The organism is Exiguobacterium sp. s132, assembly GCF_018617235.1.
Classification (GTDB): domain Bacteria; phylum Bacillota; class Bacilli; order Exiguobacteriales; family Exiguobacteriaceae; genus Exiguobacterium; species Exiguobacterium profundum.
This window is the reverse complement of record NZ_JACSJU010000001.1, coordinates 1323453-1347884: the sequence shown is the minus strand read 5'-3', so window position 1 is coordinate 1347884 and position 24432 is coordinate 1323453. Positions and strand designations below refer to the sequence as shown.

Here is a 24432-nt window from a genome sequence, read left to right as displayed (position 1 = left end):
TAGAAGGAACAGTTACGGAAGGTGGGAGCACATGAAACAAGAACAACTCAAAGAGATGCTCCATGCCGACACGCTCGGGGAAGAAATTGCGAGCGCGATCACGCACGGCTTAGGAGTCATCTTCAGCATCGTCGCCCTCGTCTTGCTCGTCATGAGCGCCACAGAGAGTGGGAGCACGTGGAACGTCACCGCGGTCAGTGTATTCGGGGCATCGATGATTTTACTTTATCTCTTCTCGACACTCATGCACGCCATCCCGCATCCACGGGCGAAACGGGTGCTGCAAGTGTTCGACCATGCGGGGATTTACTTACTCATCGCCGGAAGTTATACACCGTTTGCGCTCGTGACCCTTCACGGGACGCTCGGTTGGACGCTATTCGGAATTGTTTGGGGTGTTGCGATTCTCGGAATCGTGTGGAAACTGTTTTCGACCGGCAAGTACATGTGGGTGTCCAATGTGACTTACCTCGCACTCGGTTGGATCTGCATCATCGCCATACGTCCGTTATATGAATCACTCGGTCATCAAGGGTTCATGCTTCTCCTCGCAGGGGGGATCGCCTATTCGGTCGGCATCGTGTTTTATGTATGGCAAAAACTGCCGTTCAACCATGCCATTTGGCATCTGTTCGTCCTAGCGGGAAGCGTGTTCATCTTCCTCAGTATTTTACTCTATGTCGCACCTTCGACAAGCCTATAAGACAGCCGTCCTACGGGGCGCCTGTCTTTTTTGAAAAGTTGGGAAGAAAGTGCTGCAAACGGTTACAAAAATACAGACGAAATGACGTTTGTGTGTCATAATAATTGCAGACATCATCATAGAGATAGATGGGTGTAAAAGTAAGGGGGAAAATCAGATGGAAAAAGTGTTGCGCGATGGATTTATCTACATGTCACAAAACAAAACACTCAACAGTTTGGCAAAGAAATATGGCCTACGATTTGGTGCATCACGCTTTGTAGCAGGGGAAGACTTTAAGGCTTCTGTCCCGACGATTCGCGAATTGAATGCGAAAGGGTTGTCGGTCACGGTCGATCATCTCGGGGAATTTATTAAGACGGTCGAAGAGGCGAATACGAATCGCGACGAGATCATGCGTGCGATTGAAATTATGGCAGAAGAGCAATTAGACGCCTATATGTCACTCAAGCTGACATCACTCGGATTCGATATCTCGGACGAGTTGATTGAAGACAACATGCGTCAAATTTTGACGGTCGCACAACGAGTCGGGGTCTTTGTGGCCATCGATATGGAAGATGAGCAGCGTTGTGAAAAGACGCTCGAATTGTTTAAAAAGCTGAAGTCTGAATTTGACGGTCTTGGAACGGTCATCCAGTCGTACTTGTACCGCTCGGAAGATGACATCAATCATCTTGCGCCGCTCAAGCCGAACCTCCGCATCGTCAAAGGGGCATATAAAGAGCCGGCGACGGTCGCGTTCCCTGAAAAAGAGGACGTGGACCATAACTACGTGAAGCTCGTCAAACTCCATCTTGCGAACGGGAACTACGCATCCATCGCGACACACGATGACCATATGATTGACGCCATCATCGAGCACGTCAAAGAGAACAACATTCCACTCGACCAGTTCGAGTTCCAGATGTTATACGGGATCCGTGTCGAGCGTCAACTCGAGCTCGTGCGCCAAGGATACAAAGTCCGTGTCTACGTGCCATACGGTCGTGACTGGTACGGTTACTTCATGCGCCGTCTCGCAGAGCGCCCGGCAAACGTGGCGTTCGTGTTAAAGGGAATGGTGAAGAAATAAAATGAGCACGAACATCCGTCGAGGATGTTCGTGCTTTTTGATGTATGGATAACGTCGATGCGTTCGGTCTTCTATGTAGCGGAGGTGTTACGATTTCTTGTTCTCGTCCTCACTTACCCAAAAATCTGGACCGATTTGATCGGACAGCCAAAAGAACAGTTCCTGATGTTCTTCTGGATGCACTGCACAAAAGAAGACTCAGCTACGAACTGAGTCTTCGATCAATTATCCATTAATCACGGTTCCACCATTTACATGGATGACTTGACCACTGACGTATGTCGAATCATCGCTTGCGAGATAGACATACGCCGGTGCGAGTTCGGCCGGTTGCCCCGGTCGTTTCATCTCTGCTGAATCGCCGAACGATTTCACCTTCTCCGCGTCAAACGTTGAAGGGATGAGCGGTGTCCAAATCGGTCCCGGGGCGACCCCGTTGACGCGAATCTTCTTGTCCGCCAAGTTTTTGGCGAGCGAGCGGGTAAATGCCGTGATGGCACCTTTCGTCGACGCATAGTCAATCAATTGGTCGTTTCCTTCATAGGCTGTGATCGAGGTCGTATTGATGATGCTCGCTCCTTCTTTTAAGTAGGGGAGCGCTGCTTTCGTTAAGTAGAACATGCTGAAGATGTTCGTACGGAACGTCTTCTCGAGTTGTTCATCCGAAATGTCAAGAAGCGATTCCTGCGGATGTTGTTCGGCAGCGTTATTGACGAGGATGTCAATTCGACCGAACGTCTCGAGCGTCTCTTCAACGACTCGTTGACAGAACGAAGATTCCCCGAGGTCTCCTTGAAGCAAGAGGCAGGCTTGCCCTAAATCTTCAATCCGTTCTTTTGTCGCTTCCGCATCCTCGAGCTCGTTTTGGTCTTTATAGACGATGACGGAGTTCGCACCTTCATGGGCGAAGAAGATGGCGACCGACTTTCCGATCCCGGAATCCCCACCGGTGATGATCGCGACCTTGTCTTTTAACTTGTCACTTCCTTTATAGTCTTCCCGTTCATAGATCGGGAAAGGTTCCATCTTCGAATCGATTCCCGGTTGGTGCGACTGTTCTTGGGCTTTCTTCTTAAACGACTCAAAGTCCTTTCGGCTACCGACAGTGTTTAAACGATTATCATGCATGTATACATTCCCCTTTCTAAATTTGACTCTTGTTGTCTATACCACACACATTAAAAACTAATCGTTCATTCAAAAAATGGAATGAAATTGAAAAATGAACGCTTGCGAATGAATGTTCATTCATTTATGATAGAAGAGTAAACACGATGGTGATTGCGATTTTTTTTACGCGTGAAATGAATCACTATTCATTCTCATTTTAGGGGGGAACACTATGACGAGTCACATCGAACAATCAACCGACCTCCGTTTGACGAACTCAATTCGTTTTGCGGTCGTCATCGGTTCAGGAGTAATGGGGGCGGGGATTGCGGCTCACTTGGCGAACGCGGGGATTCGTTCGCTCATGCTCGACATCGTACCACGTGAATTGACAGCCAAAGAGGAAGCGAAAGGGTTGACGCTCGAGTCGCCGGAAGTACGCAATCGCATCGCCTCAGAAAACCGTCAAAAGCTATTGAAACAAAATCCAGCACCACTCGCGACAGCGGAACATCTCAACTTCATCGAAGTCGGGAACTTAGAAGATGACTTAGAGCGTTTGAAAGAAGCGGATTGGGTCATCGAAGTCGTCGTCGAACGTCTCGACGTGAAGCAACAACTCTTCGAGAAGATTGCACCTTACATCCGTGAAGACGCGATTCTCAGCTCGAACACGTCAGGGATCTCAATCGAAGCGATGGCAAGTGCCCTTCCGGAAGGATTGAAATCACGCTTCCTCGGCACGCACTTCTTCAACCCACCGCGTTACTTGAAGTTGCTCGAACTCATTCCGACGGAGAAGACAGCCCGTCCGGTCATCGACTTCATGTCACGTTTTGCTGAAGATCGTCTCGGCAAAGGTGTCGTCGAAGCAAAAGACACACCGAACTTCATCGGGAACCGGATTGGGACGTATGGTCTTCTCGTCACGTTTGAAGAGATGCTCAAGCAAAACGCTTCAATCGGAGAGATGGACTCGATCACAGGTCCACTCATCGGTCGTCCAAAATCAGCGACCTTCCGCACACTCGACGTCGTCGGAATCGACACATTCGTCCACGTGGCGGGGAACGTCTACGAGACACTCGAATCAGGGGAAGAGAAGGACACGTTCGACGTTCCGACAGAAATGAAGCAACTCGTTGAAAAAGGTTGGATCGGACAAAAGGCTGGTCAAGGCTTCTATAAGAAAGAAGGCAAGGTCATCCAGGAGTTGAATCTTCAGACGTTCGAATACGAACAATTGAAAGCGATTACAGGTCCTGAGCTCGATCAAATCAAGTCACTTCCTGGCTCGAAAGCAAAATTGAAAGGTGCCATCTTGAACAAAAGTCGCGTCGGCCAATTGCTCTGGCCAATCACGGCGAAGACGCTCGCTTACTCGGCACGTCTCACTGGTGAAATCGCCGATACGATCGTTGCGATTGACGATGCGATGAAGTGGGGCTTCGGTTGGAAGTTTGGACCGTTCGAGATGTGGGATGCCCTCGGTGTTGAGAAATCAGTCGAGCGTATGAAAGCGGAAGGCTATGACGTCCCGGCATGGATCGATGAGATGCTTGCTGCAGGCAATACGTCATTCTACAAGGGAGACCAGTATTACGATAAAGCGTCGAAGACGTATGTCGAGAAGACCGTCAATCCGAAAGAATTGAAACTTAAGCCGCTCGCAAAATCAAACGGCATCATTTTAGAAAATGGTGGTGCACGCCTCGTCGATATCGGTGATGACGTGGTCGCACTCGAATTCACATCACCAAACAACGCGATCGGTGTCGACATCATGCAGATGATCGAACAGTCGATCGATCGTGTCGAGCAAGACTTCAAAGGAATGGTCCTTGCCAATGACGGCAAGAACTTCTGTGTCGGTGCGAACCTTGCGATGATGCTCATGGAAGCCGAAGACGAGAACTGGTTCGAACTCGATTGGATCATCAACAAGTTCCAACAAGTCGTTCAAAAGATTCGTTATTCAAGTCGTCCGGTCGTTGCTGCACCGTACGGTATGACGCTCGGTGGTGGAACGGAAATCAGCTTACCGGCAGCCCGTATGCAAGCCGCACTTGAGACATACATGGGTCTTGTCGAAGTCGGTGTCGGCCTCATTCCTGGTGGGGGTGGAAACGTCAACACGTACCGTCGACTCCTTGAGCAGACACCAAAATCGATGCAAAACATCGAGAAGGCTGCGCAACAGACGTTCGAGAACATCGCGATGGCGAAAGTATCGAAGTCGGCATTTGATGCGAAAACACTCGGTTACCATCGTGCGGTCGACGGCATCTCGATGAACCGCGACCACTTGACGTTCGATGCGAAACAAACGGTCCTTGAACTGGCTGACGGGTACACGGCACCGGTTCGTGAGAAGTTACCGGTCGTCGGTCAAACGGGTAAAGCGACGCTCGAACTCGCGGCGTACGAAATGTTCTACGGTGGTTATATTTCAGAGCACGATTTGAAAATTGCGAAGAAACTCGCACACGTCATCAGTGGTGGCGACTTGGCATACGGTACGCTCGTCGATGAGCAGTACTTCCTCGACATCGAGCGCGAAGCTTTCTTAAGCCTCATCGGGGAGCCGAAGTCACAACAACGGATGCAACACATGCTCGTGAAAGGCAAACCACTACGGAACTGATAAAGGGGGACAATACAGATGAGGGAAGCAGTCATCGTAGCCGGCGCACGGACGCCGGTCGGAAAAGCAAAACGCGGATCGTTCCGTAACGTTCGTTCGGACGAGCTCGCGGGATATGCCATCAAGGCAACGCTTGAGCGTTCAGGATATAAAGGCCCGATTGATGACGTCATCATGGGTTGTGCGATGCCAGAAGCGGAGCAAGGGATGAACATCGCTCGCTATGCGGCGGTCCGGGGGGGACTGTCGCACGAAGTTCCAGCGATCACCATCAACCGCTACTGCTCGTCAGGCCTTCAAGCCATCGCGGACGCGGCGGCCAAAATCATGATCGGTCAAGCGACGGCAATCATCGCCGGCGGTATGGAATCGATGAGCCAAGTGCCGATGGGTGGTCACGTCATCCGTCCAAACCCACACATCATGGAGACGGCACCAGAGTACTACATGAGCATGGGGCATACGGCAGAACGTGTTGCAGCCGAATATAACATCTCGCGTGAAGACCAAGATGCGTTCGCCATCAACAGTCACCAAAAAGCGGCAGCGGCTATCGCAGGTGGCAAGTTCCAAGAAGAAATCGTTCCTGTGACGGTCATCGAGCACGTACTCGGTGAAGACGGTAAAGTCGCGGAAGTGGAGAAAGTCGTGAAGCATGACGAAGGTGTCCGTGCCGATTCGACGATCGAAGCACTCGGGAAACTCCGCCCGGCCTTCAAAATCAAAGGGTCAGTCACAGCAGGTAACGCTTCACAAGTATCAGACGGAGCAGCAGCTGTCCTCGTCATGGACCGTGAAGAAGCAGAACGCCAAGGATTGCAACCGATGGCCAAGTTCCTTTCGTTCGCCGTCGGCGGTGTCCGTCCAGAAGTGATGGGAATCGGTCCAGTCGTCGCCATTCCGAAAGCACTCGAGATGGCTGGCGTGAAATTAGAAGAAGTCGGATTGTTCGAGTTGAACGAAGCGTTCGCGAGCCAGTCACTCGGTGTCATCCGTGAACTCGGAATCGATCCATCGAAAGTGAACGTGAACGGCGGCGCTATCGCCCTCGGTCACCCACTCGGATGTACGGGAGCAAAACTTTCTGTCTCGATCTTGCATGAGATGAAACGACGCAATGAGAAGTATGGGGTTGTCACGATGTGTATCGGCGGCGGAATGGGCGCGGCTGGTGTCTTCGAATTACTTTAAGGGGGAATCGGATATGGAACGTACAGAACATGAATTGATTAAAGGCGGTAGCTTTGTCATTGACGCACTCAACGCGGAGCGTCTCTTCACACCAGAGGATTTCTCAGATGAGCATAAGATGATTGGTGACACGACGGCTGGATTTGTCGATGACCGCGTCATGCCAGTCCTCGAGCGCATCGAGAAACACGAGTTCGACCTCTCTGTCGAATTGTTGAAAGAAGCGGGCGAGCTCGGTCTTCTCGGAGCAGACGTTCCTGAAGAGTACGGCGGTTACCAACTCGATAAAATCTCATCTTCAATCATCACGGAGCGCTTCGCGAAAGCACGTTCGTTCGCACTCAGCTACGGCGCACACGTTGGGATCGGGACGCTCCCGATCGTTTTCTTCGGATCAGAAGAGCAAAAGCACAAGTACTTGCCAAAACTCGCGACAGGCGAATGGATCGCGGCTTACGCGCTCACTGAGCCAGGCTCAGGGTCTGACGCCCTCGGTGCGAAAACGACAGCTGTCTTGAATGAGGCGGGCACGCACTACGTCTTGAACGGTGAGAAACAATGGATCACAAACGCCGGCTTCGCGAACGTGTTCGTCGTCTATGCGAAAATCGATGGCGACAAGTTCAGTGCCTTCATCGTCGAGCGTGACTTCAAAGGAGTCTCAACGGGCGCAGAAGAGCAGAAGATGGGGATCAAGGGATCGTCGACACGTACGCTCATCCTTGAAGATGTCGAAGTACCAGTCGACAACCTTCTCGGTGAAGTTGGAAAAGGTCACGTCATCGCCTTCAACATCTTGAACGTCGGTCGTTACAAACTCGCAGTCGGAGCAGTCGGTTCTTCAAAACGTGCATTCGACCTCTCGGTTCAATACGCGAACGAGCGTAAACAGTTCAAGACACCAATCAGCCAATTCCCACTCATCCAAGAGAAATTGGCGACGATGGCAGCGAACATCTATGCGATGGAAAGTTCAGTCTATCGTACAGGTGGTTTGTTCCAGGATAGCTTGGACGCACTCGGTGATGAGAACATGCGCGACGGATCGAAAGTCGCACAAGCGATCGCAGAATACGCGATCGAATGCTCACTCAACAAAGTCTTCGCTTCTGAGACGTTCGACTATGTCGTTGATGAAGCCGTTCAAATTCACGGTGGATACGGATTCATGGCAGAGTATGAAGTGGAGAACCTCTACCGTGACTCACGGATCAACCGTATCTTCGAAGGAACGAACGAGATCAACCGTTTGATCGTCCCAGGTACGCTCCTCAAGAAAGCGATGAAAGGTGAATTACCGCTCCTCGCAGAAGCGCAAAAACTTCAAAAAGAGCTCATGAGCTACATGCCACAAGAATTGGATGGGTCACCACTCGCTCGCGAGAAGATGCTCCTTTCGAACATGAAAAAAATCAACTTGATGGTCGCGGGTACAGCTGTTCAGAAGTATCAACAAGACCTTCAAAACGAACAAGAAATCTTGGCGAAGATTGCAGACATGATCAGTGCCATCTATGCGCTTGAAGCAGCCATCGCTCGTACAGACAAAGCGATTGCCCGTTCAGGCGAAGAGAAGAATACGCTCAAAGTCCGCTACACTGAAATCTTTGCGGAGCAAGTGTTCAAGCAAGTCGAACTCATGGCGAAAGAAGTGTTGTACGCAGCGGCGTCTGGCGACGAGCAACGTATGCTTCTCTCGGCAATGAAGAAATTCAGCCGCTACCAGCCAATCAACGTGATCGGCACGAAGCGCGAAGTCGCAGCGAGCCTCATCAAAGCGAACAAGTTTATCGTCTAATCAAATTGACAGAAAGGGTGGACCGGACGCGGTCGATCCTTTCTTTTTTTGAGCTCTGCCACGTACAATAGAGACGAGGGGGAGAGATGATGACAAAACGAAATGTATTACTCGATCGGATGGAACGCATTGGACGGTCCGTAGCCGAACGGGACGGGACGCTCATGCTGCTCGCATTGGGGTCGATTGGACAAGAGACGGAGCGGTTAGATGAGTATTCGGACCTCGATTTCTTTTTGATTGTCGAGGATGGGCAGAAGGCGCGCTTTATCGATCGACTTGACTGGCTCGAGATCGAACCGCTTCATTATCAGTTCCAAAACACGAAGGACGGGCATAAGATCATGTACCATGATGGCATTTATGGTGAGTTCGCCGTCTTTGAACTGCATGAAATGGCGACCATCGCCTATACGCCAGGACGTGTCGTCTGGCGACGGGACGAGGCGCTCGAGGTATTTGCGACACCACGCCTCGAAATCACCCGTGAAACAGCGGCTTATTATTATGAAGAGGCGTTGACGAACCTATACGTCGGCTTGCTACGTGAACGTCGTGGCGAAACGCTCGCCGGATTCGAGCTCGTCCAGGTCGCAGCTGTTCAGAACGTCTTGAAGGCAATTGGTGAACAAGGGGACCCGTTCAATCCGACACGCCGGGTCGAGTCGAGACAGCCCAAGATGATTTCTTTCCTGTTGGGCGGGGTATTAGGATATGGCAAGTCAGGCGTCGCAGCCTCGACCATCTTACGTTTTATCGAAGAACGCTATGTGGTCAACCCAACGATGAAGCGAGAGATTGAACGGTTGCTTGAGACGTGATTTAAATTCTCTAGGTGTGCTACATTGAGGAAAGAGGTGATGAACAGATGGTGACACTATACGGCTATCCACCATGCAGTACATGTAAAAAGGCAGAAAAATGGTTGAAGGAACAAGGCATCGAGTATACATATATCCATATCGTCGAATCGACGCCGACGAAAGAGGAACTCGCCGAACTGTGGAAACAATCAGGTTTACCACTCAAAAAGTTCTTTAACACGAGCGGGCAAGTCTATCGGAACGAAGGCATCAAAGACAAGCTACCGAATCTATCAGAAGACGAACAACTCGAGCTATTGGCGAGCAATGGTATGCTTTTGAAGCGACCAATCGTCACAAATGGTGAAAAAACGACCGTCGGATTTTCAGAAAAGTCCTTTACGGACGTTTGGGGCTAAGTGCTATAATACAGATGTGAGTCTAATTTATTTGAGGGGGAAGTTAGGATGAGCAAAGTACCAGCAAATTTACGTTATTCAAAAGAACATGAGTGGGTAGAAGTAAATGGAACGAAAGCCCGCATCGGCATTACGGATTTCGCACAAAGCGAACTAGGGGACATCGTGTTTGTCGAACTCCCAGAAGTCGATGGTACGATTTTGCTCGACGAGCCATTCGGCTCAGTCGAATCAGTGAAGACGGTCTCTGAGTTGTATGCACCGGTATCTGGTCGCATCACGGCAGTGAACGAGGACCTCGCGGATTCTCCAGAACTCGTCAACGAGTCACCGTTTGAAAACGCATGGATGATTGAAGTCGAGTTGACGGAAGAGTCAGACCTCGACAAACTCATGTCTGCAGAAGAATACGAAGCGATGATTCAAGGATAATCAAAGCCGGCCTCTCCATTGGAGAAGCCGGCTTTTTGTTTACTCGAAATCGAGTCGGTAATGATCGGATTCGACGAGAGTCGTCCGTTCAAACACACGGTAGAAGAAGATTCCGAGTGCGACCGGAATCAGTCCGAACAAGACGATGACGAGCAGGACGTTGAAGAGAGCGAATCCACCCGGCATGAGGTGAAGGGCGTTCACCGGACCGATGAGACCTGACACACCGAACCCGGCGCTGATTGGTGTTCCTTCAATTTTTAGAATCCCTGCGAGCGCACCGAGAATCGCCGCATTTGCCAAAATGGGAAGCATCATGATGGGGCGTCGGACAAAGTTCGCCATCTGAATCTTCGGAGAACCGAGGAAATGGGCAATCGATGTGCCGGTCGCGTTTGCCTGCCATCCGGCGATCGCGAGACCGAATCCGGCAGCGACGACACCGAGGTTCGCCGCACCAGCCGCGACACCGGACAAGCTGATGGCTGTCGCAATCCCGACAGTCGAAATCGGCGAGACGATAATGAGTGAGAACGCCATGGCGATCAGAATTCCCATGAGGACCGGTTGCAGGTCAGTCATTGTCATGATGAGTAGACCGATATACGTCGTGATCTGGGAGATGTACGTCAGTAGGAAAGTACCGATGCCTCCTGCGACGACAATGATGGTCATCGGCATAACAATGACCGTATACGTTTTCAAGTGGGGAGCGAGTTTCATGACAAGAAGTGTAGCGATTGCAGCGGTAACACCAGCTGTGATCACGTCCCCGATGCCGGCCATCACAAAAGCCCCTTCGTCGATTCGGACGGCACCGCTACCGACATACGTCGCAATCGCGATGGTCCCGGTTTCGAGAATCGATCGTCCGAACTGCATGGCGACCGCTAGCCCGATAATGGCTGGCAGAAGCCGCATCGCAATTGTCGTCGCATCCAATATGAATTGAAGAGACGGAAAATACGGAAGTATGGCTTTCGTTAATTCACCGAGCAAAGCGCTCGGGATGAGGGCGATCAGAATTGCCATGCTGAGACCGTTTAAGACGTTCATCGTGAACTGTTTCATCGTACCTGTTGCTTGTTCCGTCATCATTCATTCACCTGTCCTTCTTCTTTGCTGTTATGTACAAAAGCGATAAAGTTAGAACCCATATTATTCCTCTCTACAGAAAGAGTCAAGATAATCATTGAAAAATTCTGAAATTTCATCAAAGCACGATTTTTGAATGAGAATCCATCGCCCCTTATAATGACAAGAGAGGTGAGAAGAATGATTACAGACGGATTCTTATATATATACGCCCCGATGTGTGGTACATGCGCTGTGGCGGAAAAAATGTTGACGGTCGTCGAAGCGGTCGACCCTGAAATTAAAATCGAAAAGCGAGATGCGAACTATATCCCAAAAGAGCTAGAAGCCTACCAAGTGATGAGCGTACCCGCCTTGTTGAAGCTTGAAAATGGCGAGGTTCAAGATCGATTGTACGCGTTTCAGAATGTGCAACATGTCCTCTCTTTCATGAAATGAGAGAGGAACATTAGAATAATCTGAAAATTTTAAATAATCAGTTGACACAGAAAGTTCACGAATGGTATATTCATTACAACATCTTACTTGAACACAAAATAGGACGCGATATTCCCGATATCAAGACGTTTTGGCGAAGCCGCTGCTACCTTTATACGAATACACGTCAGTCTTCCCTTCGATTGTCCCCCAAAAAAATCAAGCGAAGAAAGACGTTCCGTATAATTGCACGGTCCAAGCCAAGATCGAGTGATGATTGGTGAATCTCCCCCATATAAGGATGTAAATCTTGAACGGGCAAAAGATTTTCATCTATGGGCTGTCCTTCCGTGACTCAAGGTGCTACGTTCTGTGTCGTCCTCGGACGGCACCTTTTTTTAATTTTTTTGAAAAAAGGATTTGACAGCAGAAAAAGCTGTCGCTATGATAAAGCTAATCGAATACACAACACTCTTATCAAGAGAGGCTGAGGGACTGGCCCTATGACGCCCAGCAACCGCGGAGCAATCCGAAATGGTGCTAATTCCAGCAAGGTGAGAAACCTTGACAGATGAGAGCAATCGTTGTCCGTACGATAAAGTGCGCACGTTTGCTCAAACGTGCGCGCTTTTTTTGTTGTCAGGAGGGAAAGGTATTGATTCAATTACGAAACGTCGCCAAATGGTTCGATACGAAGAATGGTCGTGTCCAGGCGGTCGATGATGTGTCATTAACAATTGATCGCGGTGAAATTTTTGGAATAATCGGATATTCGGGAGCGGGGAAATCGACGCTCATTCGATTACTCAACCGTCTCGAGTCACCGTCAAGCGGTGAAATCGAGGTCGCCGGGAATGAGCTCACGAAGCTCAGCCCGAAAGAACTACGAGGGGTTCGCAAGAACGTCTCGATGGTCTTCCAGCACTTTAATCTTTTGTGGTCGCGCACGGTCGCAGAAAACATCAGCTTCCCACTCGAACTGATCGGGGTACCGGCAAGTGAGCGGAAACGACGCGTCCAAGAACTCGTCGAGCTCGTAGGTTTGGCTGGTCGTGAGGACAGCTATCCATCGCAACTGTCGGGCGGTCAAAAACAGCGAGTCGGGATCGCCCGCGCGCTCGCTACAAATCCTGAGGTTCTCCTCTGTGACGAAGCGACAAGCGCGCTCGACCCGAAGACGACGGATTCGATTCTCGAACTGCTCGTCAGCATCAATAAGAAGCTCGGATTGACGATCGTCCTCATCACGCATGAGATGCATGTCATCCAAAAGATTTGTCACCGTGTCGCCGTGATGGAGGCAGGAAAAGTCGTTGAGACCGGTCAAGTCTCGGACGTGTTCCAACATCCGGAGCAACCGATCACGAAAGAATTCGTCAAGCAAATCGGGGCGGTCGACGATCTATCGCTCACGTTCGAACATCTTAAAGAACGGTATCCGAGCGGTCAAATCGTCAAATTGAAATTCTTGAACGAGACGGCAGAACAACCGATTTTGTCTGACGTCCTCAAGACGCATGACATCGGATTCAACATCATCGGCGGGAACGTGACCCAGTCACAAGTCGGTGCGCTCGGTACGCTATTCATCCAACTGATTGGGGAAGCAAGTGAAATCGATCGTGCCATCGCGTCGATTCGTTCACAATCCGTAGAAGTGGAGGTGGAAAGCGATGTTTCCTAACGTAGATTGGCAAATTATGATGGAGCAGACTTGGGAGACGTTATACATGACGCTCGTCGCAGGTGTGGCGACGTTTGTGATCGGACTGGCTTTAGGTTTGATTCTCTATATTACAAACGAATCGCTTTTATTGAAGAATCGTCCGATTTACGTCTTCGTCAGCGCGATCGTCAACGTGTTTCGTTCGATCCCGTTCATCATCTTAATTATCTTACTCATCCCGTTCACGTTGTTCCTACTCGGTACGATGCTCGGTTCGACGGCGGCGCTTCCGGCACTCATCATCGGAGCGGCACCGTTCTATGCTCGGATGGTCGAACTTGCGCTTCGTGAAGTCGACCGTGGGGTCATTGAAGCGGCCGAATCGATGGGAGCGACAAAATGGCAAATCATCTACAAAGTCTTGATTCCAGAAGCTCTTCCGGCAATCGTATCGGGACTCACGGTGACCATCGTAGCAATCGTCGGTTACACGGCGATGGCAGGGGTCGTTGGGGGTGGCGGACTCGGGAACTTAGCCTTCTTGGAAGGATTCCAACGCTCACAAAACGACGTCACGTTCGTGGCGACGGTGCTCATCTTGATCATCGTGTTCGTCATCCAATTCATCGGTGACCGACTTGTCACAAAGATAGATAAACGTTCAGCATAATCACACATATACCATTTGGAGGGATTCATTATGAAAACTTGGAAAACAGTACTCGGATTGACAGCATTATCAGCATTCACGGTTCTCGCGGCTTGCGGCGGGGAAGAGGCAGAAACAGGTTCTGGCGATGAAAAAACATTGATCGTTGGTGCGTCAAACGTACCGCACGCTGAGATTTTAGAGCACGTACAAGAAGAATATGAAGCAAAAGGTTACAAACTCGAAATCAAGAAGTTCCAAGACTACGTGCTTCCGAACAAGACGCTCGCGAGCGGGGAGCTCGATGCGAACTACTTCCAACACGAGCCATACCTCGAGTCACAAATGGCTGAGAACAAAGACTACAAATTCGCATCAGCAGGTGGCGTGCACATCGAGCCGATCGGTGTCTACTCACAAAAATACAAATCGCTTGACGAGCTTCCTGAAGGAGCGGAAATCATCATGAGCTCATCGGTCGCTGACCACGGACGAATCCTTACGATGCTCCAGTCAGAAGGTCTCATCACGCTTGCGGAAGGCAAAACGGTCGATGCGACAGTCGCTGACATCGTCGACAACCCGAAAGACTTGAAATTCAAGACGGACGTGGAAGCAGCACTTCTTCCAACGGCTTACAACAATGGAGAAGGCGATGCGGTCCTCATCAACACGAACTATGCAATCGATGCAGGTCTCAACCCACTCGAAGATGCGATTGCACTCGAAGGGGAAGACTCACCATACGTCAACTTGATCGTCACGCGTGAAGGGGACGAAGAAGACGAGCGCGTCAAGGCACTCCTCGAAGTATTGACGTCTGAAGAGACACAACAGTGGATCTTGGACGAATACAAAGGTGCGGTCGTACCGGTCAAACAATAAGTCATTTCGACTCAGGAGACTTCCTCCTGGGTCTTTTTTTGTCTAGTGTTCTTTCATAAAGAGAAGTACACTACATATATGAAAGAAAAGGGGGGATTTGGATGAAGCTCAGACAGATTCATCCACTGACGTGGGGCGTCCTGTTCGGGACGTTTTTTGCACGACTGGCGACGTTTTTTGTCATGCCATTTTTTGCGATCTATCTAGCTACGCTCGGCTTTTCAGCGAGTGTGATCGGAACGATCTTTGCCGTGACGGCACTTTCAGGTCTGTTCATGAGCTTCTTTGGGGGGACACTCTCTGATCGGTATGGACGAAAACAGCTCATGTTGATCGGGATCGTGCTGAATGCCGTCACGTTCGCTGGTCTCGCACTTGCGACGGAACTGTTTTGGTTTTACATGCTATCGATGTTGATGGGGATGTCGCGATCATTCCTAGAACCGGCTTCGCGTGCACTCATCAGTGATACGACGCAGGCAGATCAGCGGGTCATCGTCTATAATGTCCGTTACTTCATGATCAATATCGCCGCGGCCATCGGACCACTCTTGGCGGTCGTCTTGTCACTCACTGGTGTGAAGACTGCATTCTTCGTCGTGACGGCTGTCTACATATTATACGGGATCATTATATCTATCTTGTTTTACAAATATCCGTTTGAAGAAGGGGATGGGGTCAAGGCACGCCCGCGCTTGACGGAGACGTTTCGTGTCCTGCGCGATGACCGGACGTTTCGGGCGGTGATTATTGGGATGATTTTCGCGATTATCGGCTATAGCCAGTTCAATTCGACGCTTCCGCAATTCATCGCGTTACGCGACGGACTTGAGGATGGTTCGAGATTGTTCGCCTATTTATTGACGACGAACGCTATCACGGTCCTCGTCGTCCAATATCCGATCATGCGTTTCGGGATTCGTGTCTCTCCGATCAAGTCACTCTTCTTCGGGATTTCGACGTTGTCATTCGGACTTTTGCTCATCGGATTTGCGACGGTCGAATGGGTACTCTTTGTCGCGATGGCCATCTTTACCGTCGGTGAGGTGTTGATGTTCACCATGACGGACGTCTTGACGGATGAACTCGCGCCGGAACATTTAAGAGGGACGTATTTCGGGGCAATGGGATTGACATCACTCGGTCAGACGGTCGGACCGATTATCGGTGGCGTGTTACTGGATACGTTCGGTCAGTCGTCGCTTCCTGTATTCGGAAGTTTGGCACTCTTGACGGGGTGTGGTGCCTTCTTCTTCGCGGCTGCCGTACGAGAGCGGAAAGCAGTCCTCGCACTCGTCGAAGAGAATGCCGGATAATGTCTTGATTTCCTACTATTAGCATTCTCAACTTTTATCATTCTATTGAGAATGAATTCTAAGGTGAGTCGCTTGAAATAAAAAAATGACTAGTCTAAGATTAGAATATATCTAATCTACGCCATTCACTATGGCGAGAAAATACGGAAGGGGTATCCGAATGTCTAACGTACCACAAATGAAAATTGATGACCTCCGCGTCTCAATCGAAGGAAAAGAGATTGTCAAAGGTCTTAACCTAGAAATTAAAGGTGGCGAAATTCATGCCATCATGGGTCCGAACGGGACTGGTAAATCAACACTCGCATCAGCACTCATGGGTCATCCACTTTATGAGGTCACTGGGGGAAGCGTCGAATTAAACGGCGAAGATGTCCTCGAGATGGAAGTCGACGAGCGCGCACAAGCAGGGATGTTCCTTGCGATGCAGTACCCGGCTGAAATCAGTGGTGTCACAAACGCGGACTTCTTGCGTTCGGCAATCAACTCACGTCGTGAAGAAGGTCAAGAAATCTCGCTCATGAAGTTCATCCGTGAACTCGATGCGAAGATGGAGCTTCTCGAAATCCCTTCAGAAATGGCACACCGTTATTTAAACGAAGGATTCTCAGGCGGTGAGAAGAAACGTAACGAAATTCTTCAAATGATGATGATTCAACCGAACATCGCCATCTTGGATGAAATCGACTCAGGTCTTGATATCGATGCCCTTAAAGTCGTTGCCAAAGGCGTAAACGAAATGCGTTCAGAAGAGTTCGGCTGCTTGATCATCACGCACTACCAACGTCTCCTCAACTATATCGAGCCAGACTTCGTACACATCATGATGGACGGGAAAATCGTCATGTCTGGTGGTAAAGAGCTCGCACAACGACTCGAGGCAGAAGGTTACGACTGGGTGAAGCAAGAACTCGGAATGACAGTAGACACAGAAGCGTAAGGAGGCTGTACGATGACCGTACAATTTGAATTGGATGCACAAGCGTTGTCGGCACGTGCAGAAGCGCTCGGCGGACCAGCATGGATGGTCAACCGTCGTAAAGAGGCAGCAGAACTTGCGCCGACACTTGCTTTGCCAAAAGTTGAAAAAATTAAGATTGATAAGTGGGACTTCACAGCGGGAGATGTCGAGCTCGAACAAAAAGACGGCTTGACAGCGGACATCGAATCACTCCTCGGAGACCACCGGACAAACGTGCTCGTTGAACGCAACGGTCATGTCGTCTATAACGAATTGTCGATGCCTGAAGGCGTTTTGTTCATGGGAATCAAAGAAGCGATGGAGCAACATCCTGAGCTCGTTGAGAAATACTTCATGACTGAAGGCGTACGTGTCGATGAAGAACGTCTTTCGGCGTTGAATGCTGCCCTCACAAACGGTGGTGCATTCATCTACGTACCGAAAAACACGCAATTGAAAGATCCGCTTCAAGCCATCTTCACGATGGAACAGGCGAACGGTGCCCTCTATCACCACACGATCCTCGTCGCAGACGAAGGCAGTGAAGTGACATACATCGAAAACTTCCTTTCTGGCACGAATGAACCGCACACGGTCAACGTCGTGACGGAAGTATTCGCTGGAGAGAACGCGAAAGTCGTCTTCGGTGGTGTCGATCAGCTCGCTGAATCAGCACTTACGTTCATGAATCGTCGCGGTGTCGTCTATGCGAACGGTCGCCTCGATTGGGCGCTCGGTCACATGAACGACGGGAACTCGGTCGTCGAGACGAAGACTCACCTCGTCGGCGACAACACGTATTCAGATACAAAAGCTGTGACAATCGGTCGCGGTGCACAGAAACAAAACTTCAACATTCGTACCGACCACTTCGGAAAAGCATCTGAAGGGTTCATCTTGATTCACGGTGTCCAAAAAGACGCAGCCACTGCAATCTTCAGCGGGACATCGATGATTCACCACGGTGCGTCAAAATCGAACGGTGTACAAACAGAGCGCGTCTTGATGCTCTCTGAAAAAGCACGTGGGGATGCCAACCCGATTCTTCTTATCGATGAAGATGACGTTATGGCAGGTCACGCAGCGTCTGTCGGTCGTGTCGATGATGTTCAATTGTACTACTTGATGAGCCGTGGTTTGTCTCGCCAAGAGGCAGAGCGTTTAATCATCCACGGATTCTTGACGCCTGTCGTCGAAGAACTCGCAATCGATTCGGTCAAAGACCGTCTCCGCGAAGTCATCGAAGGGAAAGTACGTTAAGATGTTGAACGCCTCGATTCGTGAACAGTTTCCGATTTTAGATCAGGAAATCAATGGACACCCGCTCGTTTATCTTGATAGCGCGGCGAGCTCACAAAAGCCGCTCGCTGTCATCGAGGCGATCGAGGACTATTATCGTCGCAACCATTCGAACGTGCATCGTGGCGTCCATACGCTCGGGACGCAAGCGACGGATGCGTATGAAGGGGCACGCGAACGCGTCCGCTCATTCATCCATGCGGCGGTTCCTGAAGAAATCATTTTCACTCGTGGAACGACGACGGCCATCAACTTGGTCGCATCGAGCTACGGAGATGCGAATGTCGGTGAAGGCGACGAGATCGTCCTCACTCCGATGGAACATCATGCGAACTTAATCCCATGGCAACAACTCGCCAAGCGAAAAGGCGCGACACTTCGATACGTCGAGCTCACGCCGGACGGACGTGTCACACTCGATGCGGTTCAAGCGGTGTTATCAGACCGGACGAAAATCGTCGCGATGAGTCACGTCTCGAACGTACTCGGGACGATTAACCCGATTGCCGAAGTCGCTCGACTCGCGCATGAGTTGGGTGCAGTCATGGTCGTCGATGCCGCACAAAGTGCACCGCACCGAAAACTTGACGTCCAAGCACTTGACTGTGACTTCCTCGCCTTTTCTGGACATAAGATGCTCGGACCGACTGGAATCGGTGTCTTATATGGGAAGAAGCAACTCCTCAAAAACATGGAGCCGGTCGAGTTCGGTGGCGAGATGATTGACTATGTCGATTTATATGAATCGACGTGGAAAGACATCCCGTACCGTTTCGAAGCGGGAACACCGATTATCGCCGGAGCGGTCGGACTTGCGGCAGCCATCGATTTCTTAGAAGAAATCGGTCTTGAAAACGTCGAAGCACACGAACGTGAACTCGCGTCTTACGCAATCGAGCAGATGAAAACGATTGAAGGGATCGAGATTTACGGTCCTGAAGATCGCGTCGGTCTCGTCACGTTCAACTTGAAGGACGTTCATGCGCACGACCTCGCGACTGTGCTCGACATGCAAGGTATCGCGGTTCGTGCCGGTCATCACTGTGCACAACCACTCATGCGTCTTTTGAAGCAATCATCGACGGCACGGGCGAGCTTCTATTTGTATAACACAAAAGAAGAAGTCGACCGCTTCATCGAGGGATTACGTCAAACGAAGGAGTATTTCAATTATGAGTTTTAATAATCTCGACATGTTGTACCGCCAGGTCATCATGGATCACTATAAAAACCCAAGAAACCGTGGCGTCATCGAAGATGGCGTGACGGTGGACTTGAACAACCCGACGTGTGGGGATTCGCTTCGTCTTCAACTACAGGTCGAAGACGACATCGTCAAAGATGCGAAGTTTGAAGGGGAAGGCTGCTCAATCAGTCTCGCCTCGGCATCGATGATGACCCAAATCGTCAAAGGAAAAACAGTAGAAGAGGCGCTTCAACTCGCCAACATCTTCTCTGAAATGGTTCAAGGCAAAGAGTACGACACGGATACGTTTGACCTCGGTGATATCGAGGCGCTCTCAGGCGTATCGAAATTCCCGGCTCGAATCAAGTGTGCCACGCTCGCGTGGAAGGCGCTTGAAAAAGGAGTAGACGAGGACGCGTAAGGAGAAGGAGGAGACCGATATGGCAAAGAACATGCCGGAAATTGGCGATTATAAATACGGCTTCCATGATCGGGACGTTTCGATTTTCCGTTCAGGCCGTGGCTTGACGACAGAAATCGTAGAGACGATCTCACGCATGAAAGAAGAGCCACAATGGATGCTCGACTTCCGTTTGAAGTCGTTGGATCACTTCAACAAGATGGCGATGCCGACATGGGGCGGAGACCTCTCGGCACTTGATTTCGACGAAATCACGTACTATGTCAAACCATCTGAAAAGACAGAACGCTCATGGGATGAGGTACCAGAAGAAATCAAACGTACGTTTGACAAGCTCGGTATCCCAGAAGCAGAGCAAAAATACTTGGCAGGTGTCTCGGCTCAGTATGAGTCTGAGGTTGTCTACCATAGCATGCAAGAAGACTTCGAAGAAAAAGGTGTCATCTTCAAAGATACAGACACAGCCCTCAAAGAAGACGAAGAGATCTTCAAAGAGTACTTCGGGAAGTTGATTCCGCCGACGGACAACAAGTTTGCGGCCCTTAACTCAGCTGTTTGGTCGGGTGGCTCGTTCATCTATGTACCAAAAGGCGTAAAACTTGAGCAACCGCTCCAAGCCTACTTCCGCATCAACTCGGAAAACATGGGTCAATTCGAGCGTACGCTCATCATCGTCGACGAAGGCGCATCGGTTCATTACGTCGAAGGATGTACGGCACCGGTTTACACAACGAACTCGCTTCACTCAGCGGTCGTTGAGATCTTCGTCAACAAAGATGCATATTGCCGTTACACGACGATCCAAAACTGGGCGAACAACGTCTACAACTTGGTAACGAAACGTGCAGTCTGTGAAGCGGGTGGATCGATGGAGTGGATCGATGGAAACATCGGATCGAAACTCACAATGAAATACCCAGCTGTCATCTTGAAAGGGGAAGGCGCACGTGGGATGACACTCTCAATCGCCCTCGCTGGTAAAGGACAGCACCAAGACGCTGGCGCTAAAATGATTCACCTCGCACCAAACACGTCGTCGTCTATCGTCTCAAAATCGATTTCGAAACAAGGCGGAAAAGTATCGTACCGTGGAATCGTCCACTTCGGCCGTAAGGCGAAGGGCGCACGTTCGAACATCGAGTGTGACACGCTCATCATGGACAACGAGTCGACTTCAGATACGATCCCGTACAATGAAATCTTGAACGACCAAGTGTCGCTCGAGCACGAAGCGAAAGTCTCAAAAGTGTCAGAAGAGCAACTCTTCTACCTCATGAGCCGTGGAATCTCGGAAGAAGAAGCGACAGAAATGATCGTAATGGGCTTCATCGAGCCATTCACAAAAGAATTACCAATGGAATATGCGGTCGAAATGAACCGTCTCATCAAGTTCGAGATGGAAGGTTCGATTGGATAATTGCTTGAATGACGGATTTCCTGTAAAAAGGAGTCCGTTTTTTTTTGTTATGTCGTTGCCATATGTAGGGTATGCTAAAAAAGAGAAAGAATCATAGAAAGGATGGATACACATGTCACGTATTCCGCATAAAGATGAGATTGACCCGAAAGACATCACTCGCATCGCCGTCATCGGTGCCGGTTGGGTCGGCGTCAGTTTCGCCTATCAATTATCCACGGCTGCGCTTTGCGAGGAGCTCGTCTTAATCGACTCGAATCATGCCAAGGCAGAAGGAGAGGCGATGGACCTCAATCATGGGATCTCATTCGCCCCGACACCGGTCCGGATTTGGGCAGGGGACTACTCGGATTGTAAAGACGCAGATATCGTCGTCATCACGGCAGGAGCCGCACAAAAACTTGGGCAGACACGGATGGACCTCGTCGAGCAAAACGCCAAGGTCGTCCGCACCGTGACCGAAGACTTGATGAAGAGCGGGTTCGACGGCATTTTAGTCGTCGCGACGAACCCGGTCGATGTGATGGCACACGTCGCCTGGAAAGCATCTGGTTTACCAAAAGAACGCGTCATCGGTTCAGGGACGGTCCTCGATACAGCACGACTCCGTTACAAACTTGGAGACTATTTCGAACTATCGCCACGAAACTGCCACGCCTACTATATGGGTGAACATGGGGATACGGGCTTTGTCGCATGGAACAACGCACGCATCTATGGGAAGAGTATCGATGAACTATTGGCGGAGAACGAGAAATATCAGTTCGAAGACTTAGAAGCGATCTATGCGGACGTACGCGACGCTGCTTACCAGATCATCGAGCATAAGAACGCCGCCTATTATGCGATTGGGGTCGGCTTGCTTCGCATCATCCGGGCCATCGTCCGAAATGAAAACTCCGTCGTGACGATTGGCGCTCACCTAGACGGCGAGTACGGGGCGAGTGACGTGCATATTGGCGTACCAGCCTTGATTGACCGAAGCGGCATTCGTAAGATCATCGAGATTGAATTGACGAACGAAGAACAACAGAAGTTTGACGCCTCGGTACAAACTATCAAAGCAGGGATTGAGAAAGTCGAGCCCGCATCCTAAAAAAGATCCGACTGCTTAGGCAGTCGGATTGTTGGTTAAGACGCCTCTTCTTCGGCGATATCTTTCTTGTAATACTTCTCGGATGTGAAGAACTCGGTTGTCAATCGTTTCACTTCACCACTTAGAAGCAAGACGGCAATCATATTCGGGATGAGGATCATCGCTAGCATCAAGTCTAGGAAGTTCCAAATCATCTGAGCGCCTCCAATCGAACCGATGACAATCGAGACGATATATACGGCCTTCATGATTTTTCCTGCCGTCAAACCGAATAAGTACTCGGCTTGTCGCGAGCCGTAAAAGATGATGACGATAATGGTCGAGAGGACGAAGAAGATGAGTGAGATGGTGACGAGTAAGCTTCCCGTGTAACCGAAGTATTCATTGAAAGCAATCGTCGTCAACGCTGCTGGGTCATCCATCGCTTCGTCTGCCGTCCAGACACCTGAAGACAAGACGACGAATGCGGTCGTGCTACAAATGATGAGCGTATCGATGACGATCCCGATGACGGCCCAGAACCCTTGGCGCACCGGATGGTCCGTCTGTGCCGCGGCGTGGGCAATAGGTGCCGTTCCAAGACCGGCTTCATTTGAATAGAGTCCACGGGCGAAGCCCCAACGAATCGTCTCAGCAACGGCGGCACCGGCAAACCCACCGAACGCGGCCATCGGCTCGAATGCATAAGAGAAGATGAGACTGAGAACGTTTGGAATCTCAGAGAAGTTCATCAAGACGATGACGAGTCCGGCTCCGACATAGACGAGTGCCATGCCAGGGACGACGATCTCGGTGACTTTCGCGATGCGCTTCAGTCCGCCAAAGACGATGATGCCCACAAGAATAGCGACGACAATCCCCGTGATGAGCGTGTTCCCATTGAACGTCTCACGGACTGCCGAGCTGACAGCGTTTCCTTGTACCATGATACTCGGAATGAGTTCGATCATGAGAGCGAAGGCGAACCACGTCGCGAGCCACTTCCAACGAAGTCCTTTTGATATGTAGTAGACCGGTCCCCCGACAAATTCGCCGGCATCATTCTTCTCACGATAGTGCACGGCCAGTACGCTCTCTGAGAACTTGATGGCCATGCCGATGATAGCGATGACCCACATCCAGAAGATGGCACCCGGTCCCCCGAACATAATCGCTGCAGGTACACCGATGATGTTCGCGGCCCCGACTGTTGAAGAGAGGGCTGACGTCAACGCTTGTCTCGGACTGATGTCGCCTTCACCTTTCGGCTTTTTGAAAATGCTGCCGAATGTTTGCTTGAATATGTAGATGGGGTAACGAAACTGAAAGAAACCGAGCTTGATGGTGAGGAAGATACCGGATAAAACGAGTAACGAGATAATCGGTACGCCCCAAAGCCAGTCGGAAACGTTCGTGACAAGAGTAATAAATTCATTCATACAACCACTCCAATTCCATTATTTTACTTAAATACTGTTTCCTAAAGTAAGGACCTCTAAACATCTTTGACAAAATAAAGGAGGAAAATAGAATGAGAGTTGCTAAACGTTTGATTGTATCTGGACGTGTCCAAGGCGTGGGGTTTCGATTTTTTTCACAGGAGACCGCGCAACGATTCGGCATCAAAGGATGGGTTCGCAATCTAAGTGACGGGACAGTCGAGCTACATGCAGAAGGAACCGAGCAAGAAATCGACGCCTTCGAGCAGACGTTGAAGGATGGCAATCGCTTTGTCGGTGTCGAACGAATCGAAGAGACGGAAGCGAACGATCAGGAATTTCGCTCGTTCGACATACGCTATTAACCGCTTACATCTCCCTACATGTGAAAGGGAGATTTTTTTGTGAAATCTACATTTCAAAAAATTAAA

The 24432-nt window shown here is 50.1% G+C and carries 24 protein-coding genes and 1 riboswitch; of the genes, 21 read left to right on the top strand and 3 right to left on the bottom strand.

Features of this window, described 5'->3' with window-relative positions; translation table 11 throughout:
* Positions 1-31 precede the first annotated feature (31 nt).
* From trhA to KNO78_RS06865, 3 genes are all read left to right on the top strand, one after another.
* Positions 32-703, top strand: coding sequence for a PAQR family membrane homeostasis protein TrhA (gene trhA, locus KNO78_RS06875; protein WP_051829405.1), 672 nt, complete (start codon positions 32-34; stop codon positions 701-703).
* A gap of 157 nt (positions 704-860) precedes the next feature.
* Entirely contained in the window at positions 861-1778 is a 918-nt protein-coding gene (locus KNO78_RS06870; RefSeq protein WP_012726871.1) for a proline dehydrogenase family protein, read from the top strand.
* 57 nt (positions 1779-1835) lie between these two features.
* Positions 1836-1991 (top strand): hypothetical protein, encoded by a 156-nt coding sequence (locus KNO78_RS06865; RefSeq protein WP_214690680.1) that lies wholly within the window; start codon positions 1836-1838, stop codon positions 1989-1991.
* Positions 1992-2003: 12 nt separating this feature from the next.
* On the opposite strand, the gene KNO78_RS06860 is transcribed toward KNO78_RS06865, so the two are convergent.
* Positions 2004-2906 carry an SDR family oxidoreductase gene (locus KNO78_RS06860; RefSeq protein WP_214690681.1) on the bottom strand — a complete coding sequence of 301 codons (903 nt, stop codon included), beginning with the start codon at positions 2904-2906 and terminating at the stop codon, positions 2004-2006.
* Between the two features lie 214 nt (positions 2907-3120).
* On the opposite strand from KNO78_RS06860, the gene KNO78_RS06855 reads away from it, so the two are divergent.
* The 6 genes from KNO78_RS06855 to gcvH all read left to right on the top strand — a co-directional run bounded on the left by KNO78_RS06855 (position 3121) and on the right by gcvH (position 10175).
* A complete protein-coding gene (locus KNO78_RS06855; RefSeq protein WP_214690682.1) occupies positions 3121-5532 on the top strand; it encodes a 3-hydroxyacyl-CoA dehydrogenase/enoyl-CoA hydratase family protein in 2412 nt (803 codons plus the stop codon).
* An 18-nt stretch (positions 5533-5550) separates the two neighbouring features.
* A complete protein-coding gene (locus tag KNO78_RS06850; protein WP_012726865.1) occupies positions 5551-6723 on the top strand; it encodes an acetyl-CoA C-acetyltransferase in 1173 nt (390 codons plus the stop codon).
* 13 nt (positions 6724-6736) lie between these two features.
* On the top strand, positions 6737-8521 hold the full coding sequence (locus KNO78_RS06845; RefSeq protein ID WP_214690683.1) for an acyl-CoA dehydrogenase family protein: 1785 nt from the start codon (positions 6737-6739) through the stop codon (positions 8519-8521).
* A gap of 89 nt (positions 8522-8610) precedes the next feature.
* Positions 8611-9342: a hypothetical protein gene (locus KNO78_RS06840; protein WP_214690684.1), complete on the top strand. Its 732-nt coding sequence runs from the start codon at positions 8611-8613 to the stop codon at positions 9340-9342.
* Between the two features lie 47 nt (positions 9343-9389).
* Positions 9390-9743: an arsenate reductase family protein gene (locus KNO78_RS06835; RefSeq protein ID WP_159562604.1), complete on the top strand. Its 354-nt coding sequence runs from the start codon at positions 9390-9392 to the stop codon at positions 9741-9743.
* 48 nt (positions 9744-9791) lie between these two features.
* Positions 9792-10175 carry a glycine cleavage system protein GcvH gene (gene gcvH, locus KNO78_RS06830; RefSeq protein WP_012726861.1) on the top strand — a complete coding sequence of 128 codons (384 nt, stop codon included), beginning with the start codon at positions 9792-9794 and terminating at the stop codon, positions 10173-10175.
* Positions 10176-10214: 39 nt separating this feature from the next.
* On the opposite strand, the gene KNO78_RS06825 is transcribed toward gcvH, so the two are convergent.
* Positions 10215-11270, bottom strand: coding sequence for a PTS sugar transporter subunit IIC (locus KNO78_RS06825; RefSeq protein ID WP_074036348.1), 1056 nt, complete (start codon positions 11268-11270; stop codon positions 10215-10217).
* 180 nt (positions 11271-11450) lie between these two features.
* On the opposite strand from KNO78_RS06825, the gene KNO78_RS06820 reads away from it, so the two are divergent.
* From KNO78_RS06820 to KNO78_RS06770, 11 genes are all read left to right on the top strand, one after another.
* On the top strand, positions 11451-11708 hold the full coding sequence (locus tag KNO78_RS06820; protein WP_084543056.1) for a thioredoxin family protein: 258 nt from the start codon (positions 11451-11453) through the stop codon (positions 11706-11708).
* Positions 11709-12158: 450 nt separating this feature from the next.
* Positions 12159-12265: riboswitch (SAM riboswitch) on the top strand.
* Between the two features lie 77 nt (positions 12266-12342).
* Positions 12343-13371, top strand: coding sequence for a methionine ABC transporter ATP-binding protein (locus tag KNO78_RS06815; RefSeq protein ID WP_214690685.1), 1029 nt, complete (start codon positions 12343-12345; stop codon positions 13369-13371).
* Positions 13361-14023, top strand: a complete 663-nt coding sequence (locus KNO78_RS06810) for a methionine ABC transporter permease (protein WP_012726857.1) — start codon at positions 13361-13363, stop codon at positions 14021-14023. Before KNO78_RS06815 ends, KNO78_RS06810 begins: the two co-directional genes overlap by 11 nt.
* 30 nt (positions 14024-14053) lie before the next feature.
* The gene (locus KNO78_RS06805; RefSeq protein WP_159562602.1) at positions 14054-14887 is read left to right on the top strand and encodes a MetQ/NlpA family ABC transporter substrate-binding protein; all 834 of its coding nucleotides are present in this window, start codon (positions 14054-14056) and stop codon (positions 14885-14887) included.
* A 101-nt stretch (positions 14888-14988) separates the two neighbouring features.
* A complete protein-coding gene (locus KNO78_RS06800; protein WP_214690686.1) occupies positions 14989-16203 on the top strand; it encodes an MDR family MFS transporter in 1215 nt (404 codons plus the stop codon).
* A 178-nt stretch (positions 16204-16381) separates the two neighbouring features.
* Positions 16382-17143 carry a Fe-S cluster assembly ATPase SufC gene (sufC, locus tag KNO78_RS06795; RefSeq protein WP_143180266.1) on the top strand — a complete coding sequence of 254 codons (762 nt, stop codon included), beginning with the start codon at positions 16382-16384 and terminating at the stop codon, positions 17141-17143.
* A gap of 12 nt (positions 17144-17155) precedes the next feature.
* Positions 17156-18424, top strand: coding sequence for a Fe-S cluster assembly protein SufD (gene sufD / locus KNO78_RS06790; RefSeq protein ID WP_074036358.1), 1269 nt, complete (start codon positions 17156-17158; stop codon positions 18422-18424).
* Position 18425: 1 nt separating this feature from the next.
* Complete coding sequence (locus KNO78_RS06785; protein ID WP_159562600.1) at positions 18426-19646, top strand: cysteine desulfurase; 1221 nt, start codon at positions 18426-18428, stop codon at positions 19644-19646.
* Positions 19636-20070, top strand: coding sequence for a Fe-S cluster assembly sulfur transfer protein SufU (gene sufU, locus KNO78_RS06780; RefSeq protein WP_026825487.1), 435 nt, complete (start codon positions 19636-19638; stop codon positions 20068-20070). The genes KNO78_RS06785 and sufU overlap by 11 nt, the downstream gene beginning before the upstream one ends.
* Positions 20071-20089: 19 nt before the next feature.
* Positions 20090-21487, top strand: coding sequence for a Fe-S cluster assembly protein SufB (sufB, locus tag KNO78_RS06775; RefSeq protein WP_012726850.1), 1398 nt, complete (start codon positions 20090-20092; stop codon positions 21485-21487).
* A gap of 112 nt (positions 21488-21599) precedes the next feature.
* Positions 21600-22583, top strand: coding sequence for an L-lactate dehydrogenase (locus tag KNO78_RS06770; protein WP_159562599.1), 984 nt, complete (start codon positions 21600-21602; stop codon positions 22581-22583).
* Between the two features lie 35 nt (positions 22584-22618).
* Here the strand turns inward: KNO78_RS06770 and KNO78_RS06765 are convergent, their stop codons facing one another.
* Positions 22619-24001 (bottom strand): alanine/glycine:cation symporter family protein, encoded by a 1383-nt coding sequence (locus KNO78_RS06765; protein ID WP_214690687.1) that lies wholly within the window; start codon positions 23999-24001, stop codon positions 22619-22621.
* A 92-nt stretch (positions 24002-24093) separates the two neighbouring features.
* Between KNO78_RS06765 and KNO78_RS06760 the strand changes: the two genes are divergently transcribed.
* Entirely contained in the window at positions 24094-24366 is a 273-nt protein-coding gene (locus tag KNO78_RS06760; RefSeq protein WP_214690688.1) for an acylphosphatase, read from the top strand.
* Positions 24367-24432: the final 66 nt, after the last annotated feature.

Coding starts and splice junctions, on each gene's coding strand:
- trhA (WP_051829405.1), top strand. CDS start 32: ATGAAACAAGAACAACTCAAAGAGATGCTCCATGCCGACACGCTCGGG.
- KNO78_RS06870 (WP_012726871.1), top strand. CDS start 861: ATGGAAAAAGTGTTGCGCGATGGATTTATCTACATGTCACAAAACAAA.
- KNO78_RS06865 (WP_214690680.1), top strand. CDS start 1,836: ATGCGTTCGGTCTTCTATGTAGCGGAGGTGTTACGATTTCTTGTTCTC.
- KNO78_RS06860 (WP_214690681.1), bottom strand. CDS start 2,906: ATGCATGATAATCGTTTAAACACTGTCGGTAGCCGAAAGGACTTTGAG.
- KNO78_RS06855 (WP_214690682.1), top strand. CDS start 3,121: ATGACGAGTCACATCGAACAATCAACCGACCTCCGTTTGACGAACTCA.
- KNO78_RS06850 (WP_012726865.1), top strand. CDS start 5,551: ATGAGGGAAGCAGTCATCGTAGCCGGCGCACGGACGCCGGTCGGAAAA.
- KNO78_RS06845 (WP_214690683.1), top strand. CDS start 6,737: ATGGAACGTACAGAACATGAATTGATTAAAGGCGGTAGCTTTGTCATT.
- KNO78_RS06840 (WP_214690684.1), top strand. CDS start 8,611: ATGACAAAACGAAATGTATTACTCGATCGGATGGAACGCATTGGACGG.
- KNO78_RS06835 (WP_159562604.1), top strand. CDS start 9,390: ATGGTGACACTATACGGCTATCCACCATGCAGTACATGTAAAAAGGCA.
- gcvH (WP_012726861.1), top strand. CDS start 9,792: ATGAGCAAAGTACCAGCAAATTTACGTTATTCAAAAGAACATGAGTGG.
- KNO78_RS06825 (WP_074036348.1), bottom strand. CDS start 11,270: ATGACGGAACAAGCAACAGGTACGATGAAACAGTTCACGATGAACGTC.
- KNO78_RS06820 (WP_084543056.1), top strand. CDS start 11,451: ATGATTACAGACGGATTCTTATATATATACGCCCCGATGTGTGGTACA.
- KNO78_RS06810 (WP_012726857.1), top strand. CDS start 13,361: ATGTTTCCTAACGTAGATTGGCAAATTATGATGGAGCAGACTTGGGAG.
- KNO78_RS06805 (WP_159562602.1), top strand. CDS start 14,054: ATGAAAACTTGGAAAACAGTACTCGGATTGACAGCATTATCAGCATTC.
- KNO78_RS06800 (WP_214690686.1), top strand. CDS start 14,989: ATGAAGCTCAGACAGATTCATCCACTGACGTGGGGCGTCCTGTTCGGG.
- sufC (WP_143180266.1), top strand. CDS start 16,382: ATGAAAATTGATGACCTCCGCGTCTCAATCGAAGGAAAAGAGATTGTC.
- sufD (WP_074036358.1), top strand. CDS start 17,156: ATGACCGTACAATTTGAATTGGATGCACAAGCGTTGTCGGCACGTGCA.
- KNO78_RS06785 (WP_159562600.1), top strand. CDS start 18,426: ATGTTGAACGCCTCGATTCGTGAACAGTTTCCGATTTTAGATCAGGAA.
- sufU (WP_026825487.1), top strand. CDS start 19,636: ATGAGTTTTAATAATCTCGACATGTTGTACCGCCAGGTCATCATGGAT.
- sufB (WP_012726850.1), top strand. CDS start 20,090: ATGGCAAAGAACATGCCGGAAATTGGCGATTATAAATACGGCTTCCAT.
- KNO78_RS06770 (WP_159562599.1), top strand. CDS start 21,600: ATGTCACGTATTCCGCATAAAGATGAGATTGACCCGAAAGACATCACT.
- KNO78_RS06765 (WP_214690687.1), bottom strand. CDS start 24,001: ATGAATGAATTTATTACTCTTGTCACGAACGTTTCCGACTGGCTTTGG.
- KNO78_RS06760 (WP_214690688.1), top strand. CDS start 24,094: ATGAGAGTTGCTAAACGTTTGATTGTATCTGGACGTGTCCAAGGCGTG.